This is a genomic window from Glutamicibacter sp. AOP5-A2-18 (genome assembly GCF_052446055.1).
GTDB lineage: Bacteria > Actinomycetota > Actinomycetes > Actinomycetales > Micrococcaceae > Glutamicibacter.
In genome coordinates, this window is record NZ_JBQSVW010000001.1 from 3284194 (window position 1) to 3300712 (window position 16519).

At 55.6% G+C, this 16519-nt stretch carries 17 protein-coding genes; 5 read left to right on the forward strand and 12 right to left on the reverse strand.

Annotated elements, in window-relative coordinates:
- Positions 1 to 2: 2 nt before the first annotated feature.
- Both mmsB and ACT3RW_RS15725 read right to left on the reverse strand, forming a co-directional pair.
- Positions 3 to 917, reverse strand: a complete 915-nt coding sequence (gene mmsB / locus ACT3RW_RS15720; RefSeq protein ID WP_444614405.1) for a 3-hydroxyisobutyrate dehydrogenase — start codon at positions 915 to 917, stop codon at positions 3 to 5.
- A gap of 61 nt (positions 918 to 978) precedes the next feature.
- On the reverse strand, positions 979 to 2115 hold the full coding sequence (locus tag ACT3RW_RS15725; protein ID WP_131089403.1) for an acyl-CoA dehydrogenase family protein: 1137 nt from the start codon (positions 2113 to 2115) through the stop codon (positions 979 to 981).
- Between the two features lie 313 nt (positions 2116 to 2428).
- Here ACT3RW_RS15725 and ACT3RW_RS15730 point away from each other — a divergent pair, with 313 nt between their 5' ends.
- Positions 2429 to 2938 carry a hypothetical protein gene (locus tag ACT3RW_RS15730; protein ID WP_444614406.1) on the forward strand — a complete coding sequence of 170 codons (510 nt, stop codon included), beginning with the start codon at positions 2429 to 2431 and terminating at the stop codon, positions 2936 to 2938.
- Between the two features lie 8 nt (positions 2939 to 2946).
- On the opposite strand, the gene ACT3RW_RS15735 is transcribed toward ACT3RW_RS15730, so the two are convergent.
- The 6 genes from ACT3RW_RS15735 to ACT3RW_RS15760 all read right to left on the reverse strand — a co-directional run bounded on the left by ACT3RW_RS15735 (position 2947) and on the right by ACT3RW_RS15760 (position 8285).
- Positions 2947 to 3363 carry a helix-turn-helix domain-containing protein gene (locus tag ACT3RW_RS15735; protein WP_444614407.1) on the reverse strand — a complete coding sequence of 139 codons (417 nt, stop codon included), beginning with the start codon at positions 3361 to 3363 and terminating at the stop codon, positions 2947 to 2949.
- Positions 3364 to 3475: 112 nt separating this feature from the next.
- Positions 3476 to 3811 carry a type II toxin-antitoxin system HicB family antitoxin gene (locus ACT3RW_RS15740; protein ID WP_444614408.1) on the reverse strand — a complete coding sequence of 112 codons (336 nt, stop codon included), beginning with the start codon at positions 3809 to 3811 and terminating at the stop codon, positions 3476 to 3478.
- A gap of 272 nt (positions 3812 to 4083) precedes the next feature.
- A complete protein-coding gene (locus tag ACT3RW_RS15745) occupies positions 4084 to 5961 on the reverse strand; it encodes a glycerophosphoryl diester phosphodiesterase membrane domain-containing protein (RefSeq protein WP_444614409.1) in 1878 nt (625 codons plus the stop codon).
- A 175-nt stretch (positions 5962 to 6136) separates the two neighbouring features.
- Positions 6137 to 6613, reverse strand: coding sequence for a hypothetical protein (locus tag ACT3RW_RS15750; RefSeq protein ID WP_444614410.1), 477 nt, complete (start codon positions 6611 to 6613; stop codon positions 6137 to 6139).
- 320 nt (positions 6614 to 6933) lie between these two features.
- Positions 6934 to 7767 (reverse strand): IS5 family transposase, encoded by an 834-nt coding sequence (locus tag ACT3RW_RS15755; protein ID WP_444613281.1) that lies wholly within the window; start codon positions 7765 to 7767, stop codon positions 6934 to 6936.
- A gap of 59 nt (positions 7768 to 7826) precedes the next feature.
- Positions 7827 to 8285 carry a hypothetical protein gene (locus ACT3RW_RS15760; RefSeq protein ID WP_444614411.1) on the reverse strand — a complete coding sequence of 153 codons (459 nt, stop codon included), beginning with the start codon at positions 8283 to 8285 and terminating at the stop codon, positions 7827 to 7829.
- A 128-nt stretch (positions 8286 to 8413) separates the two neighbouring features.
- Here ACT3RW_RS15760 and ACT3RW_RS15765 point away from each other — a divergent pair, with 128 nt between their 5' ends.
- Positions 8414 to 9691, forward strand: a complete 1278-nt coding sequence (locus ACT3RW_RS15765) for an ISL3 family transposase (RefSeq protein ID WP_444612499.1) — start codon at positions 8414 to 8416, stop codon at positions 9689 to 9691.
- Positions 9692 to 10324: 633 nt separating this feature from the next.
- Here the strand turns inward: ACT3RW_RS15765 and ACT3RW_RS15770 are convergent.
- The 4 genes from ACT3RW_RS15770 to nrdI are packed head-to-tail and all read right to left on the reverse strand — an operon-like array spanning position 10325 to position 14657.
- Positions 10325 to 10900 carry an NADPH-dependent FMN reductase gene (locus tag ACT3RW_RS15770; RefSeq protein ID WP_102598920.1) on the reverse strand — a complete coding sequence of 192 codons (576 nt, stop codon included), beginning with the start codon at positions 10898 to 10900 and terminating at the stop codon, positions 10325 to 10327.
- A gap of 47 nt (positions 10901 to 10947) precedes the next feature.
- Positions 10948 to 11973: a class 1b ribonucleoside-diphosphate reductase subunit beta gene (gene nrdF, locus ACT3RW_RS15775; protein WP_096254102.1), complete on the reverse strand. Its 1026-nt coding sequence runs from the start codon at positions 11971 to 11973 to the stop codon at positions 10948 to 10950.
- Between the two features lie 33 nt (positions 11974 to 12006).
- Positions 12007 to 14172 carry a class 1b ribonucleoside-diphosphate reductase subunit alpha gene (nrdE, locus tag ACT3RW_RS15780; RefSeq protein WP_193058400.1) on the reverse strand — a complete coding sequence of 722 codons (2166 nt, stop codon included), beginning with the start codon at positions 14170 to 14172 and terminating at the stop codon, positions 12007 to 12009.
- Positions 14169 to 14657 carry a class Ib ribonucleoside-diphosphate reductase assembly flavoprotein NrdI gene (nrdI, locus tag ACT3RW_RS15785; RefSeq protein ID WP_444614412.1) on the reverse strand — a complete coding sequence of 163 codons (489 nt, stop codon included), beginning with the start codon at positions 14655 to 14657 and terminating at the stop codon, positions 14169 to 14171. The genes nrdE and nrdI overlap by 4 nt, the downstream gene beginning before the upstream one ends.
- Positions 14658 to 14984: 327 nt before the next feature.
- Here nrdI and ACT3RW_RS15790 point away from each other — a divergent pair, with 327 nt between their 5' ends.
- The 3 genes from ACT3RW_RS15790 to ACT3RW_RS15800 all read left to right on the forward strand — a co-directional run bounded on the left by ACT3RW_RS15790 (position 14985) and on the right by ACT3RW_RS15800 (position 16435).
- On the forward strand, positions 14985 to 15470 hold the full coding sequence (locus ACT3RW_RS15790; RefSeq protein WP_443444801.1) for a DUF3887 domain-containing protein: 486 nt from the start codon (positions 14985 to 14987) through the stop codon (positions 15468 to 15470).
- An 89-nt stretch (positions 15471 to 15559) separates the two neighbouring features.
- Entirely contained in the window at positions 15560 to 15727 is a 168-nt protein-coding gene (locus ACT3RW_RS15795; protein ID WP_170947703.1) for a hypothetical protein, read from the forward strand.
- A 108-nt stretch (positions 15728 to 15835) separates the two neighbouring features.
- Positions 15836 to 16435: a recombinase family protein gene (locus ACT3RW_RS15800; protein WP_444614413.1), complete on the forward strand. Its 600-nt coding sequence runs from the start codon at positions 15836 to 15838 to the stop codon at positions 16433 to 16435.
- The last annotated feature ends 84 nt before the right edge of the window (positions 16436 to 16519 follow it).

Consider the following 16519-nt stretch of genomic DNA (forward strand, 5'->3'; position numbering starts at 1 on the left):
GATCAGTTGGCGGGCTTGGCTGCGGCGGAAGCAGCTCGGATCTCGTTGATAATTCCGGAGAAGTCTTTGCGTTCGCCTTCACCGGCAGCAAAGTCTCGGTAGATCTTTTCGGCGGCCACTCCCAGTCGGGCTTGAACGCCTGCGGCGTCCACCGCCTGGACCGCTAAGCCGAGGTCCTTGGCCATCAATGCACCGGCGAAGCCTGGCTCGAAGTTTTTGTTGGCCGGGCTTGTTGGTACCGGTCCGGGGACTGGGCAGTTGGTGGTCAGCGCCCAACATTGGCCGGTGGCTGCGGAGGCCACATCAAAGAGCGCTTCATTGGACAGTCCGAGGCTTTCACCCAGTACAAAAGCTTCAGAAACGGCAATCATGCTCACGCCGAGGATCATGTTGTTGCAGACCTTCGCCGCTTGTCCGGCGCCAGGGCCGCCACAGTGCACAATTCGCTTGCCCATATCTTTGAAGATGATTTCTGCGTCGGCAAAATCTGCGTCGCTGCCGCCAACCATGAAGGTCAGTGTCCCGTTTTCTGCACCGGTGGTTCCGCCGGATACTGGGGCGTCCACACCGCGATGTCCGGCGGCGCTGAGCATCTGATGCACTGTGTGGGCATCGTCCACGGCAATGGTTGAGCATTCCAAGAACAGCGTGCCTTTGGGGGCTGCTGCGAGTAGTCCGTCCGGTCCCTCGAACGCGCCGATTACGTGGCGACCGGCGGGAAGCATGGTGATAACAACGTCGGCATCCGTCACTGCTTGGGCCCCGGATTCGGCAATATTCGCTCCAGCCTTGATCGCAGCTTCCAGGGCTGGAGCCGAGAGGTCAAAGCCTGTGACCTGATGTCCTGCTTTGACCAGGTTGGCGGCCATATAACCACCCATGTGACCCAAACCGATGAATGCGATGTTCTTGACCATTGAAATTCTCTCTTCTTCATTGAAGGCTTGTTCGTTGGGTTTCAGTCTGCAACCCGGAACTCTATGAGTCCAGCAAGGTTCTGCCTACGATCAGGCGCATGATCTCGTTGCTGCCTTCAAGGATCTGATGCACTCGAAGGTCACGGGCAATTTTCTCCAACCCGTATTCAGCCAAGTATCCGTAGCCGCCGTGGAGCTGTATGGCGGAATTGGCAGCATTAAATCCTGCGTCGGTGGCTAGTCGTTTGGCCATGGCACACAGCCTCACTGCGTTGGGTGCGCCTGCATCCAACGCTGCTGCCGCCCGCCACAGTAGAGTGCGGGCGGCTTCTAATTCGGTTTCCATATCGGCAAGTTTGAAAACCAAAGACTGTTGATTAGTTAGTGGGCCGCCAAAAGCTTCACGCTCTTTGAGATAGGCAACTGACTTTTCTAAGGCTTTCTGTCCGCCACCTAGCGAGCATGCACCAATGTTCAGGCGGCCACCGTTCAAACCCTTCATGGCAAAGCCAAAACCGTCACCTTCAGCTCCCAATAGGTTGCCTGCGGGTACTCGGACGTTGTCGAGGATGACCTGTCGGGTAGGTTGTGCGTTCCAGCCCATCTTCTTTTCGTTAGGGCCGAAGGACAAACCTTGAGCATCGGCAGGGACGAGGATCGCGGAGATGCCACGCGATCCGGTGTCCGCGGTGCGAGCCATAACAACGTAAGCGGCCGAAGATCCCGCGCCGGAGATGAATTGCTTAACGCCATTGAGCACGTATTCGTCGCCTTCGCGCACTGCTCGGGTGCGAAGAGCTGCGGCGTCTGAACCCACGCCGGGTTCGGTTAGGCAGTAGCTACCCAAGGACTGCATGGAGGCCAGCTGCGGGATCCACTGCTCACGCAGTTCTCTGGATCCGAAGGTATCGATCATCCAGACCACCATGTTGTGGATGGAAATGTAGGCTGCGATGGTCGGATCAGCCTTGGCAAGCTCTTCAAAAATCAGCACCGCATCACTGCGGGTCAGTCCGGAGCCGCCGAACTCTTCGGTGGCGTAGATGCCACCCATTCCCAATTCACCGGCTTGGGCCAAAACCTCTACGGGAAAGTATTTATTTTCGTCCCAGCTCGCCGCGTTTGGTTCCAATGCGGTGGTTGCAAAATCACGCACCATATCTACTAGTGCGCGCTGGTCCTCGGTAATTTCAAACATGCTCGGGCCTTCCAAAGATGCGGTTAGCCACAAATATAGTTGGACATCCTACTAAATACTAGGGCTTCCAAGTAAATACTTGGAGCGAGAAACCAATCCTTGCTCAGCACGCGATTTAGGGCTTGTTTTTCATAGCAAGAAACAGGACTCGAAGGTCCTACAGGAGGGCATCTAGTCGCTACCCAGTAACCTCACCGCAAGCACCTTGTGCACGAGACTAGTAGAGCCAATGCGCCGGACAGAGGGCAGATTTATCCCTGCCAAAGATACTATTTGGCCCATTCATTGAGTGCGATGCGTAGAATCTCGCTTCATGAGTCCGGATAAGAGACAACGTAAGCCCTCTAAGCAGTCACGCTTGCCACTAAAAGCAACCTCGCAGGCAAAGCGAGCACCCTCCAGCGATGATGTACATTCATTGGTTTACTTCAAGCGCCATAAGGATGGTGATCCGAACCAACCTTCTCCAGGTCGAGATTTTCTAAAATCCTGCCCACCGAAAGTTCGGGCAACCATGAGGGCAGTACTTATCGCAGTGGCCGAGGCCCCTCCAAAAAGCTTCTCTGGCGGCGGATACTGGGAAGCAATGCACGGCGATATGTCTGGATGGTTTGAGATTCGCGTCGACGGCCCAAAGAAGAAAGAACATTTCCGTCTTTTCTGCAGACTCGATTACGAAGCAGAAGGACTCGACAAGCCTTTGCTTGTAATTATTGACGGTCGAAGCAAACCAACTCGAACGACGCTTTCAGATGAAGACTACGCTGCAGTGCGCAAGCTAGGCGACGAATATTTCAGTCGAAACCCACGGCCTCTTGCTTGAGTCCATTATTACGCAGCTCTTGAAGCCTTCGTAGTTTGACGGAGTTTTTCTAAGTATTCAGCCAATTCTTCCGTGTTGGCAGATCTTCCTTCGAGTAGCGGCCGGGTGAGCGCCGAGCGTTCTGATTTAGGTAGAGGTTCAAGCTTTACCCTCATGCCCAAAGCCGCAGCCACTTCGGCGAGCGTCCCAAGTGTCGGATTAGATGCACTGCCAGAAAAGAGCCGTCGCATTGTTGCCGGCTCAGCACTTATAGCGCGGGCCAGGCTAGCTTTCGACAATCCCGCGGCAACGCGAGCCTCATCCAGACCATTCACGATGCTGTCGATAGTGGCAATCCGGATCGATTCGACAACGTACTCCCTGAGGAATTCCGGATCCTCAAGATCCTTAGCTAGATCGTCCCAAAATGTTGTTGGCGCTTCCATTGAACCCTCCTCGGCGTGGATTCTAGCGTAACATATATGCTACGCCATATGAACTGCACACCGTCGCGCTCTAGTGGAATCCAACCGTCCTGATCAACCGGAACTGGCGCACTTAGAGCAGTTCGTTCAGATAGCGGTTAAGCGAAACGCCTTGCTCCGAAGCTTTGATTGTTAGGTCCCGATGTTTTTGGGGTGACACTCGCAGTCGAATATTTCCGCTGTACTCACGTGTGGCAAATGGGCTTGGCACTTCTTCGCCTGCTCTGGATAAGTCAGCAACCGCGCTTCTCACCAGACCAAGCATCCCCGACAGTGCAGTTGCTTGGGACTCGGCCAGCCAGGACAGTGACGGGAACTCGGCCACGGTGGCGAGATACTCATCATCTTCAGCGGACCACGCAACACTGTACTTATAGCGAGTTACTTGCACTGATTCTTCAGTTGCCATCTTCCCTTCCCCATTTCCTTGATAACCGGAGGCCCTAGTTTCACCTAATAAGACCCAGTTGTCCCGTTGGTGTTTTGAACGTCCACGGGTTACGCCAAAAAACCTTGACGCGGAATACCCAAATCATGCGCTGCAAGCTTTGGTCAGCTTTGAGAAACGAACCTTATTAAGACCTTGGCTCATCTGCGCCACAACGGCGTCTACCAATGGCATGACACCATAGTTCCACTATTGGTACCAATTAAACAAGAGGGCACAGAGCCGTCTCGGTATTACCGGAACAGGTCCAGGTACGCCAACGAATAGCCGACTCGATACTCGCTGGCTGGTTCGCTAGCAACCATCTGGCGGTCAGTTATCGCCATTTCAACTTGGTCCGTCACGATGCCATCTACCGGCAGGCTCAACAGCTCCCGAATTTTGGACTCGTCATTAACGGTCCAAACGTAGACTTCCTGACCCTGCTCGTGAGCCTGATCCAGCAAGTCTGGACGGAACGATGCCTGTTCCAACGTGTAGAAATCGCAGTTCACCTGTGGCAGCCTGCCAACACTCATGGCCACAGTGAGACCAACACGAAGTTCAGGGCGTTGGCGCTTAATTTCCTTGACTGCAGGAGCGTTGAGCGAGTGGTAGATATTATCGGTTGCAGTCCCGGCCGCATCGATTTCTTTGAGGAATTCCTTGAGGTATCCCCTATGCTCATGCCCGTTGACCTTGAGCTCTACTAGAACCGGTATTCCAAGTTCTTTGGCATGCTTCAAGTACTCCGCCATGGTGGGAATGTGGTCGGTGAAGCCACCCTCTCGGACGGTCACCTTTTGTACCTCATCCACGGTCATGTCGTAGATATTCTTGTTGACACCGGAAACCATCAGCAGATTGGTGTCGTGGCTTGCGACGAACTTTCCGTCCTTGGTCTGCTGGAAATCCGCTTCAACATAGTCGGCCTTGTTTTCGGCAGCGGCATCCAGAGCACCAAGCGTATTTTCCACCCCACCGGCGGCATAACCGCGGTGGGCTATCACCAAACTGTCTTCGGCACTGGAGGTTGTTTGGCCCAAGGCCGGAGCGGCATACAAACTGGCGGAGACCGCAAGACCAAAAGCCAGCGCCTCTACCGAGGCACGGGTAGCTTTGGCCTGCACAGTGCGCTTGCGTAGCGTGTACTCCTCAAAGACGGAGGTGAGTCCGAGGTGGTCACGTCCCAAAGCGACCAGAATTTGCAGGGCCACCACTGTGGCAGCACCGATGATCATGAACCCTAGGGTATGGCCTACCCCGATGCACAAGCTCGCAACCACCGCAGAGCTTTGCGCAGTCATGATGTTGGTGGCCATCTCGGAGATCCACGCCAGAACTTCTACCAACAGCGAGGCGCTCAACGCGGCTATCCCTAGTGGCAGACCCACAAGCAGAAGATATCGGAAGAAGTTCTTATGCGTTGCTTTGAGGCTTCCGCCCAATGCTGCGTATGACTTTTTCTCGCCAATAACCAACAGTGGCAGGGTCAGAATCAGACGTAGGTTCAGCCACAAGATCGCGGCGATCATCAATGCATAAAGGCCCGTGCTTAGCGGGACCTTCAGGTACTCACGGGTGATAAACGGCGGAATACCCACACCTTGAATCAATACCGATGAGAGGCCCAAGCCGCCCATTGGCAACGCCAGGAAGAAGTAAACCATCAACAGTGGAGATGGATAGCGCAGCAACTTGCGCATCACCGTAAGAGTATCCCTGACCATGTCAGCCAGGTTTGGTGGGCGGCCTGATTGTTGCCGATTGACCATCACGATCAACGCCACGAACTGCAAACTAATGGCCGCAAAACCAAGGATCGCGATGGCCAGTATCAACAGAAGGGAGATCGGATGGGTCAGCAATTCCGTATAGGTACGGTCGGTGACGTTTTCCAAATGACTAGCTTCAAGGGCCAGCCCAAACAGGTACTTGATAGCCGGCAAGACGCCTAGTCCGTTGATCAGCTGAATCACGCTAATGACAGCTAGGTAGCGGAAAACTCGCGCATGGCTAAGACGCCAAATTCGACGAAGGAATCCGGGAATCTGCGAAAAGGTTGGTGCCACCTCGCGGGTCGCCGGGTGCAACTGAGCAGAATGATCCGGGCAAGTAGATCCGAATTTCATTCTGTCGTTCACAGCGTTTTATCCCGTTCCAATCGTTTCGAAACCTAAAGAAGGCTAACGACTATCTTATCCCGGTCTCTTTTTCTTCGCTGTGGAGGGGGTCTCAGAAACGACCCCAAATTCTTAGAGCTCTCTGGACGATTCTGAATTCAGAATCGCCAAGGATGGCGGCAATTTATTTTCCTTTAAACGCCGGGGTCGTAGCTTCGCAGTCCACGCGTTGGCCTGGTACGCCCGTTTCAGAAGCTATTTCTTTAACACCGTCTAGGAGAATCTTGCAGGTTGCCGTTGCGTCTTTCCCCGGCGTGGCAGCAATGGCCGCATCTTGTTCTGCGGTGACCATACTTTCCACGGACCAGACCTTGCGAGATTTCTTCTTCTCGTCGGCATTAGCTGTCACCGTATCTTCGGTGACTTCAGCCGACTCCTCGCCACGCTTTTGCGCCTCAAGATAGGAGACTTCGCTCAAAGTGTCGTCGGAGGCACCATCCACGCTGACTTCATAGGTCACAGACCACGCATCGGAAATTGCTTTGTCGTAGGAGTCCACTGCGCCGCACCCTGCCAGACCTACGCCTAATGCTAAAAATGCTGTGCTCGCCGACATTCGGGCAATGTTGCGAGAAAGGTCGGACGATGAAAATCCACGCATGAAATTCCTTCACGAGATCAAGGTGTGCAATTGCTACAGTCTCAAGCCTAGATCCGTAGGCACTTCCAATACCTCGCATACAAGGACGACTTTAGAGCGCCCGGATCAACCCAAGGGTGGAGACAGAATCAGAACAGCTCGCAAATGTTGGTGCTCTTATCTGAAGAGGTCTAGGTGCGCTAGAGCTACACCAACACGGTAATCAGACCTCGGGTTCTCAGCCACAAAGTCCCGGTCTCGCAGCGCGACGTCCACGCTGTCGGTGACAATTCCATCCACTCCTAGACTTAGAGATCGCGCCAATAGGGGACAAACGATTCTTAAGGCTTTCGATTAGGCCTCGTATCCCACCGATGGGTCGCCCACGCTTCCCCGATCAGCCTGCGGATCACGATGACACTGTTCGCGAGGCTGATCAACGCGTCAATGACCCGGACCTTGCGCTCGGTGCAGATCGCCAATTTCTTGAACCCCCGGTTGTGCCACGAATTGGTTCGTTCCACCACCCAGCGGACCCCGGCCTGCAAGGGTTCGCCCTTGGTACTGATCTCCCAATCACAACCCAGCTCGGTAAGCAGCTCCCGTGTTTTACGGCTGTCATATCCAGCATCCAGATGCACGGTAATCTGCTCTGGCAGCTGGTAGCCGAAACGGGAAAGGCGTTCGAGCGTGGGGCGTAGCAACGGGGAATCGTGCCGGTTCGCGCCTGCGGTGATGCAGCCGACCGGGATGCCTTTCCCGTCGGTCATCAGCGAGCGTTTGGTGCCTTGCTTGCCGCGGTCTACCGGGGATTTTCCGGCGGCTTCACCGCCGCACGGCGCTTTGACCAGACATCCGTCGATGACGAGATTCTCTAGGTCCAGTCCAATGATCCGGTCGTAGGATTCCAGGCAGATCTGCTCCAGTTCGCGGAAGATCCCTGCGGTGATCCATTCGTCGCGGCGCCGTCGGATGGTGGTGGCCGAGCAGGTCGTGTCGCTGATTTTCTCGTAGGCCGCGCCCAGGACGAGGACTTGGATGAGTTTGTCGAAGATGATCCGGTCGCTGATCCGTGGCTTGTGGCAGCCCAGTGGATGGGTTACGTTCCGATCTGGGATCAACGCTTCGAATTGGCGCCAGAGAGGCTCGATGATGGAAGATGGTAGGGCAGGCACGTGACCTTCTTGTGTAAACGGTTCTAGACAAACCTTGTTTAACACTGTCCGTGCCTGCTTCACTGCTTAATGACGTGCCTGACGTGGTTAATTACGCTGTCATTAATACTTACTGCGGATGTTGCACACCTATTGGCGCGATCTCTTAGGAGCTCTAGGATTTTCTGTTCCTCATTAACCGTCCAGACGTAGACCGGCTTGTCCGCTTCCCTGGCCATCGCCAACAGTTCAGGGTCAAAGGACGCTTGCTCCACGACAATGAAGTCGCACTCAACTTCCGGGATCGCCCCAAGGCTCATGGCCATGCTGAGCCCCACACGAAGTTCGGGACGCCGTTCTTTCAGTTCACTGACCGCCGCGGGATCCAGCGAGTGATAGATGTTCTGCTCGGCGGTGCCGGCCGCGTCAATCTCTTTGAGGAAACGGTCCATAAAGCCAGGCGCCTCATGTCCTGAGACCTTGAGTTCCACAAGCAACGGAGTCTTCAACTCTTTCGCCCGATTCAGATACTCATTCATGGTGGGGATTGTCCCGGTAAACCGGCTCTTCAAGTTTTAGCGTGGTGACCCCGAAAAAGAAGTAAGGCCCGCAGTCCTCTGCGAAGATGAGTGTTGTCTAGACATACATCAGCAAGGAACTACGAGCCGTGTTCAAGGATACCGGGCCAATCGATGCTGCGTCGATTCTGTTGAACCTCAACGACTACCGCGTCATCAGCGCCACCCACGAAGCAGACGGACGACAAGCCCTCATCGAGCCCAAAGCTACCGAAGCAGCATGCCCCACCTGTGGAGTGCTCACCCAACGAATCCAGGCCAGACCAATACATCGGGTGAAGGACGTGCCAGTCGGCGGCACCGACCTGCAGGTATTGGTGCGCAAACGCCGTATGGCCTGCCAGGAATCGGCCTGCGAACGCCGTTCATTCGTTCAAACCACCGAGCAACTCCCGTTCCGTGCCAGGATCACCACACGACTCTCCCAACAGTTCGTGGACGAGATGAGTTCCGAACTCAGGGCAGTGTCCCGGGTCGCTGCCGCGCATGGGGTGTCTTGGCCTACGGTCATGGCCCGGCTAACCACGATCGGTGAACTGGTCGGGGACGTGGACCGCATGTTCATCCGCCGGCTCGGCATTGATGAGCACCGGTTTCGCAAAGTCCGCTACGCACGGGGCCGGACCGGGAAAGTAGTGCGGATTGAGCCGTGGTCGATTGTGTTTACTGATCTGGATACCGGAAAGATTCTGGATATCGTGGACGGACGCCGCGGCACGGCGGTGAAACGGTGGCTGAAGAATCGGCCACGGTATTGGCGCCAACGGGTGCAGTACGTCGCGATCGACATGTCATCGGAGTTCCGCAAGGCGGTGCGGGAGAATCTGCCGAAGGTAAAGGTTAGCGTGGATCATTTCCACGTGATTCAGCGGGCGAATCTGATGATCACCCAGGTCCGCCGACGTCGCTCCCACGAAGTCTTTGATCGTCGTGGCCGGGCTGCTGATCCGGCTTACAAGTACCGGAAATTATTGACTTGCAATCTGGAGAACTTGTCGATCAAGCAGGTTGAACGGTTGAAGCTGATCTTGGAATCAGACCCGGAACTCGGAGTGATCTATGCGATCAAGGAGCATGTGCGGGAACTATTGAAAGCTACGAATATCCATGAGTTCCAATCCCGGTGGGCGGTGCTGGAAAAGTCCGTGCGAGCAACAACAATGGTTGAGGCGAAGTCGCTGTTCCGGACGTTGACCGGATGGCGCAGGGAGTTGCTGGTGTTCGTTAGAACCAGATTGACGAACGCCAGGAGTGAGGCAGCGAATCTGACGGCGAAGAACTTGAAACGCATTGGCCGGGGTTATCGGAACCATGCGCATTACCGCCTTCGGATACTGTTATATACGGCAGGGCTGCGCCCGTGCTGAACACTCTGCACCACGCTTAAGTTTTAAGAGCCGGTTTAATTGCCTGTCAGACGTGTTGCAACCGCATCACGCAGTAACGCGACGCAATTGGTTTGCTGAGGGTATAGCCGGCAGCGTGGCTTACGCGGGTCGAATGTCTCTTTGTTTGCTTACTATGGTTCTGCTCTGGTTTTGAAGTTTGATGTGTAGTTTCTTCGGGAAGACTGCAAAGCGCCATATGAATCGATCCGTTTGGCGGCTCAAGTATCCGATAGATGCGAATGGTCAGGCGACCAATATGGGCGCCTGACCATTCGATTGGGTTTTCCGCAAGGACGAGTGAGGTGAAACGCTCGGTCCGAACCGTGCGGGGTCCCGTCGCGGGTCTGAAGTTTGTATGGATTCAGGATAACAAGCAGATCGCAATAGTCGTGAAGTTATCAACCTTCAATAATGAGAAAAGGGAACTGGGCTGAAAAGAGGTTTCTAAACTTCATTCGCTCAGTTCAAAGGGATTAGCTTCAGCGCGCTGCTCTAAGCCATTTTCCCCATGTTTCGGCTCAACTTGCTGGTTAGGCTTGTTTGGACCGCCCCCATGTTCGGCATCGCACGAGCGTTGATATTGTAGGTTCTCCTTGTAGCTTGGTCAGAGGGTCAGCGGGAATCGGTGTTTTGTTCGATGAGCTGAACAAGGCGAGAGACATAGTTTTGAAGAAATTCCACTGTGGATTCTTGGTTCACATGGCCGTCTGCATCGAGAAGCGTGGGTGACTGGGAAAGAAAGACTTCTGGTTGGCCGGGAGTGGGCATGTTGAAATATGAAAGGGCCAGCCTAAGGTTCTTCTGCGAGCTGTACCCGCCCATACGCCCAACGGAGTGACTGACGATTCCCGCGGGAAGGTTTTCCCAAGCGACATCGCTGTTGGGTTTGGAACCGATGTCTATGGCATTTTTCAGGCAGGAGGGGATGGTGCGGTTGTTCTCGGGCGTGACAAAAAATATCCCGTCGGAGGATTTGATGATCTTGCGGAACAGCGCGTATTCAGGCGGGGTCGGTTTGTCGCTGACCTGGGGGTCATCGTAGTCGAAATCGTAAAGAGGGAGATCCCGGATCTCGACGATGCGTGCGTTGTAGCCTTCAGGGAAATAGTCGATAAGATTGTGGGCGATTTTTCGTGCGTAGGATCCTCGACGCAGACTGCCGACGAGGACGGAGACGTTCTTATTCAAGGGACAATGCTCTTTCTAGGATCGAGTATGTGGGAATGAGGATTGGGTTAGAAATCCCAGTCGTCGTCGCTGGTGTCTTCGGCCTTGCCGATGATGTAGGAAGAGCCGGACCCGGAAAAGAAGTCATGATTTTCATCCGCTCCTGGTGCGAGGGCAGCGAGGATCTCGGGGTTGACGTTTGTTTCTTCAGGTGTGAAGCGGGCGGGATAGCCGAGATTCATGAGCGCTTTGTTTGCGTTGTAGCGGACGAAGACGGCTACGTCGTCCATGAGCCCGAGCGGTTCGTAAAGCTCACCGGAGTACTGCAATTCGAGTTCATAGAGTTCGTCGAGGAGTGCATAGGTAAATTCGCGCATGTTTTCCTGCGTGGCAGGGGACTGGGTTTCGAGGCCGCGCTGGTACTTGTATCCGGAGTAGTAGCCGTGCACAGCCTTGTCGCGCAAGATCAGCCGGATCATGTCCGCGGTGTTTGTGAGTGTCGCGTGGACGGAGAAGTGCAACGGCAGATAGAACCCTGCATACAGGAGCAACGAGGAGAGCAGCGTTGAGGAGACTTTGCGCTTAAGCGGGTCATCCCCGTAATAGTGGGTAAGTACCTTTTTGCACCGTTCCTGGAGTAGGTCGTTGGCAATGGCCCATCGGTAAGCGCTGTCAATCTCAGGCGTCGAGGTGAGGGTGGAGAAAACGGAGGAGTAGGAACGGGCGTGCACTGCTTGCATGAATGCGATGTTGGTGTAGACGGCCTCTTCGTGTTCCGTCCGGGCATCTTGGATCTGGCAGATCTCCCCAACGGTGGCTTGGACTGTGTCGAGCGCTGTGAGCCCGGTGAATACTCGCATGGTCAGTGTGCGTTCTTCCTGGGTGAGCTTTTGCCAGGCAGGAAGATCGTTGGAGAGCGGGACTTTTTCGGGGAGCCAAAAGTTGGCGGTGAGGCGGTTCCAAACTTCAAGGTCTTTGTCATCGCCGACACGGTTCCAGTTGATAGGACGTATGCGGGCATCCGGGGCATGCCGGTAGCCCGGCGGGGTCACAGAGATTTCGGTGATTGGTTGAAGAGTGTTGCTGGAATTCATGGGGGTTCCTTCTGGCAGATCAGCGTCTCAACGCTAAAGGGCGCACGAGACGCAGTTTTCGATTTCGGTGCCTTCGAGGGCGGGCTGGCGCAGGCGGATGTAGTACAGGGTTTTGATTCCGGCACGCCAGGCGTAGATCTGCGCCTTGTTGATGTCGCGGGTAGTTGCGCTATCCCGGAAGAACAGTGTCAACGAGAGGCCTTGGTCGACGTGGCGAGTGGCGGCGGCGTAGGTGTCGATAATCTTTTCGTAGCCGATCTCGTACGCGTCCTCGAAAAATTCGATGTTGGCGTCGGTCATGTGCGGGGCAGGGTAGTAGACACGGCCGAGCTTGCCTTCTTTGCGGATCTCGATCTTCGCCGCAACCGGATGTATCGATGCGGTCGCATTGTTCACATACGAGATCGATCCGGTCGGTGGGACGGCCTGCAGGTAGGCGTTGTAGATACCGTGCTGCCGAACTGATCCCCGTAGGTTCAACCAGTCATTGCGGGTGGGGATTGCGATGCCTGCCTCTGCAAAGAGGGCACGGACTCGTTCAGTGGAGGGTTGCCAATTTCGTTCGATGTACTTGTCGAAGTAGGAACCATCGGCGTAGGCCGAGGTCCCGAACCCGGCGAACGTCGTGCCACGTTCGATGGCGATCTGGTTTGAGACGCGTAGAGCGTGGTAGGTGACGGTGAGGAAATAGATGTCAGTGAAGTCGATGCCTTCCTCGCTGCCATAACGAATGCGCTGCGAGGCGAGGAACCCGTGAAGGTTCATTTGGCCGAGTCCAATCGCGTGCGATGCGTTGTTCCCCGCTGCGATCGACGGCACTGCGTCGATGTCTGTCTGGTCCGAGACGCTCGTCAGCGCGCGCACGGCGGTTTCGATGGTGGCGCCGAAGTCGGGAGAGTCCATCGCAGCGGCGATGTTCAGCGAGCCGAGATTGCATGAGATGTCATTCCCGATCTTCGTGTAGCCGCCGGCGGTGTCTAGGGTCGAGGGCGTGTTAACCTGGAGGATTTCGCTGCATAGATTCGACATGTTGACATGCCCCGCGAGCGGGTTGGCGCGGTTGACGGTGTCCTCGAAGAGGACGTAGGGGTAGCCGGACTCGAACTGCAGTTCGGCGAGGGTCTTGAAGAACTCGCGGGCGCTGATCGTGGTCTTGCGGATCCGTGGGTTCGCAACCAGTTCGTCGTAATGGTCGTTTACCGACAGGTCAGATAAGGGCTTGCCGTACTCGCGCGCGACGTCGTAGGGACTGAATAGGTGCATGTCCCGGTTCTCCTTCGCGAGTTTGAAGGTGACGTCGGGGATCACGACGCCCAGGGAGAGCGTTTTGATCCGAACCTTCTCATCCGCATTCTCGCGCTTCGTGTCGAGGAACCGGAGGATATCCGGGTGGTGTGCGTGAAGGTAGACCGCGCCGGCGCCTTGGCGGGCGCCGAGCTGGTTGGCGTAGGAGAAAGAATCTTCCAGGATCTTCATGACCGGCACGACCCCGGACGCCTGGTTCTGGATCTGTTTGATCGGCGCGCCGGTCTCGCGCAGGTTCGTCAGCAGCAGGGCGACGCCGCCGCCGCGCTTGGACAGCTGCAACGCCGAGTTCACGCCCCGGCCGATGGACTCCAGGTTGTCCTCCAGCCGCAGCAGGAAGCAGGAGACCAGCTCGCCGCGTTGTGCTTTTCCGGCGTTCAAGAACGTCGGGGTTGCTGGCTGGAAACGTCCCGAGATCATCTCGTCTGCCAGGCTGGTCGTGAGGGTTTCGTTGCCTTGCCCGAGGAATAGCGCGGTAGCGGCAACGCGTTCTCCGAAGTTCTCCAAGTACGTGGTCCCGTCGAAAGTGCGCAGGGCGTAGGAAGTGAAGAATTTGAAGGCACCGAGGAAGGTGGCAAAGCGGTGCCCGGCCATCTGTACGCGTTCGTGGAGCGAGGTCACGAAAGCGGGGTCGTAGGCGCGCAGGAACGCTTCCTCGTAGTAATTGTTGTCGATCAGCCATTCCAGCCGCCCCCATACCGAGCCGAACATCTTGGTGTTCGGGATGACGTGCTGGCGGAAGTATGCGCATGCGGCCTCGCGGTCCTTGCTGAACTGGATCGATCCATCGGGGCCGAACAGGTTCAGCTGCGCGTTCAGTGCGTGGTAGTCCTTTCGCGCCCCTATGCCCTCCGGTTGCGTGAGAGCCTGCGGGGAGTCGATGGTAGTGGTCATGCCGTCTTCCTTTCCTCTGTGTGCTGCTGCGCCCAGAAGCGGGGCAGTCCTTCTCTGACGCGTTCGACATCGCGGTCAGTGCCGAGCAATTCGAAGCGGTACAGCTCGGGCACTTGGCACTTGGTCGAGATGATGGGGCCGGCGAGGCAGTAGTGCTCGCCGAAGTTGGTGTTGCCAGCGGTGATGACCCCGCGGATCAGTGCCCGGTTGGCAGGGTCGTTCAGGAACATGCCCACCTGCTTCGGAACTGCACCTGTGCGCTCTCCGCCGCCATAGGTCGGCACGATCAGCACGAACGGCCTATTTACCCGAAGCAGCCCCTCCTGACGGGGCCGCAGCGGGATGCGCACCGCATGCAACTGCAGCCGGTCGACGAAGCGGCTGGTGTTCTCCGACACGCTCGAAAAGTACACGAGATTCGGAGAATCAGAATCTTTGAATTCTCGTACGGCGAGGTCTAAGAATTTATTTCTTTGGGCGGTCACCTTAGTATCTCCTCCTTCACTCAATTGATTTTGGACCGATGCACGCATACAAGCTATATGTTGTGCTCAACCGAACATAGAGGCACAACATGTAGTGTCACCAACCATAACTCCGATGGGCCAAACAAACAACTTTGACCCATCGAACTATGAGCTCATCTGAGATTTCGTGCCCACTTCTGGATCGGTCACTGCCTTGATTTGCACTCAATGATGAGGAACGGTCAGTGTTGGAGAACGATTGGTCGGGAGAGTTTAGGATCGGCATTAAAGCAGGCAGCCCAAGTACATTTGGAGAGCTCCGTTGCCGTAGCTAGGGCGCGAGGCGTGTCATGGCAAGCCATAGGCAACGCATTCGGTATTACTCGACAGGCGGCATTCAAGCGATTCGGAACCATCTCAACGACAGGCATCGGAGAAGAAACCATGGCTAACCCAATTATTGACCTCACCTCGCGAACCGAAAATATCTTTGAGCACCTCAGCAAAGGTGACTACGGTTCCGTGAAATCACTGATGACCTTCACCTGTTCCCGCGTCCTGACGAAGAAAAAGGTTATGGATGTCTGGGACCAAGTGGTGGCAGACAGTGGACAGTTCGAATCTTGTTCCAACACCACCATTCAAACTTCCGACGGCACGAATGTTGTTGCACAGAAACTGAACCAGTACCTCGGCGGCGGCCTGACAGGACAAACGCAAATCAATCATGAAGCAGGCGAATGGCTCGGGCGAGTTGCCTACAACGGCGCCGGGAAAGTCACCGGAATTCTCATCGTGCACCCAATGCAGGCAAACAACCTGCCTTTCTAGACAGCTGGGTCCAAGCACGTTCACTGCGCAACTTGGCGACGCCAAAGGCGTGCCTTACTCACTACTCCAATCACAAACAGAGGCTTCCAATGGAAAAGATAGTCAACGCTGCATGCACCCTGCTCACATTCGTAACCTTCTTCGCTGTTTTGGGTGCATGGGAACTCGACGAAGCAGTGCGTTTCATATGGGCCGCCATGTTTGCGGGTGCCTTTGGCTACATCTTCTTCAGGACAAGCAAGAAATCTGAAAATTGAATCACATCAGCTTAAAAATCATTCATCCCCGCTGTGTCTAATGTGGCTATCACTCCGCGTGCCGGTTGATTTCCCGTAGAGCGATCCCTATGTGACACACTGATCTACATGTCTAAGATCATGGTCGGTTACGCACGCGTGTCCACGGAGGAGCAAGACCTCACCGCCCAGCGTGATTCCCTGGCATCCCTCGGCGTTGAACCCGAACGCGTCTATGTTGATCATGGCTTTACCGGCAGGAACAAGAATCGCGCAGGACTTCACGAAGCCCTCGCCGCCTGCCGGGCCGGAGATACCTTCGTCGTTACCAAACTCGACCGCCTGGCCCGGTCCGTCCGAGACGCCCATGAGATAGCCGACGACCTCGCCAGACGCGAAATCAGACTCAGCATCGGTGGTTCCGTCCACGACCCCACCGACCCAATGGGCAAACTGCTGTTCAACGTCCTGGCGATGATCGCTGAGTTCGAAGCCGACCTCATCAGCATGCGCACCCGCGAAGGAATGAAGGTTGCCAAGGCCAACGGCCGACTCCGGGGAAAACAGCCAAAACTCACCGTGAAACAAGAAACACACCTCCTCGAACTGCACGATGCCGGCAAACACACCATGACCGAAATGGCAGAACTATTCTCCATCAGCCGATCCACCATCTACCGGGCCGTTGAACGCGGCCAACGCAAGAAAACCGGCACAATCACTCCGTGACCTCTTCCTGCCACCACCGAAAGATGACGTGCGGCTCTCATCCGTTGCCCCACACTGCGAAAGCTTTGCGTCGGGCATTTCGCT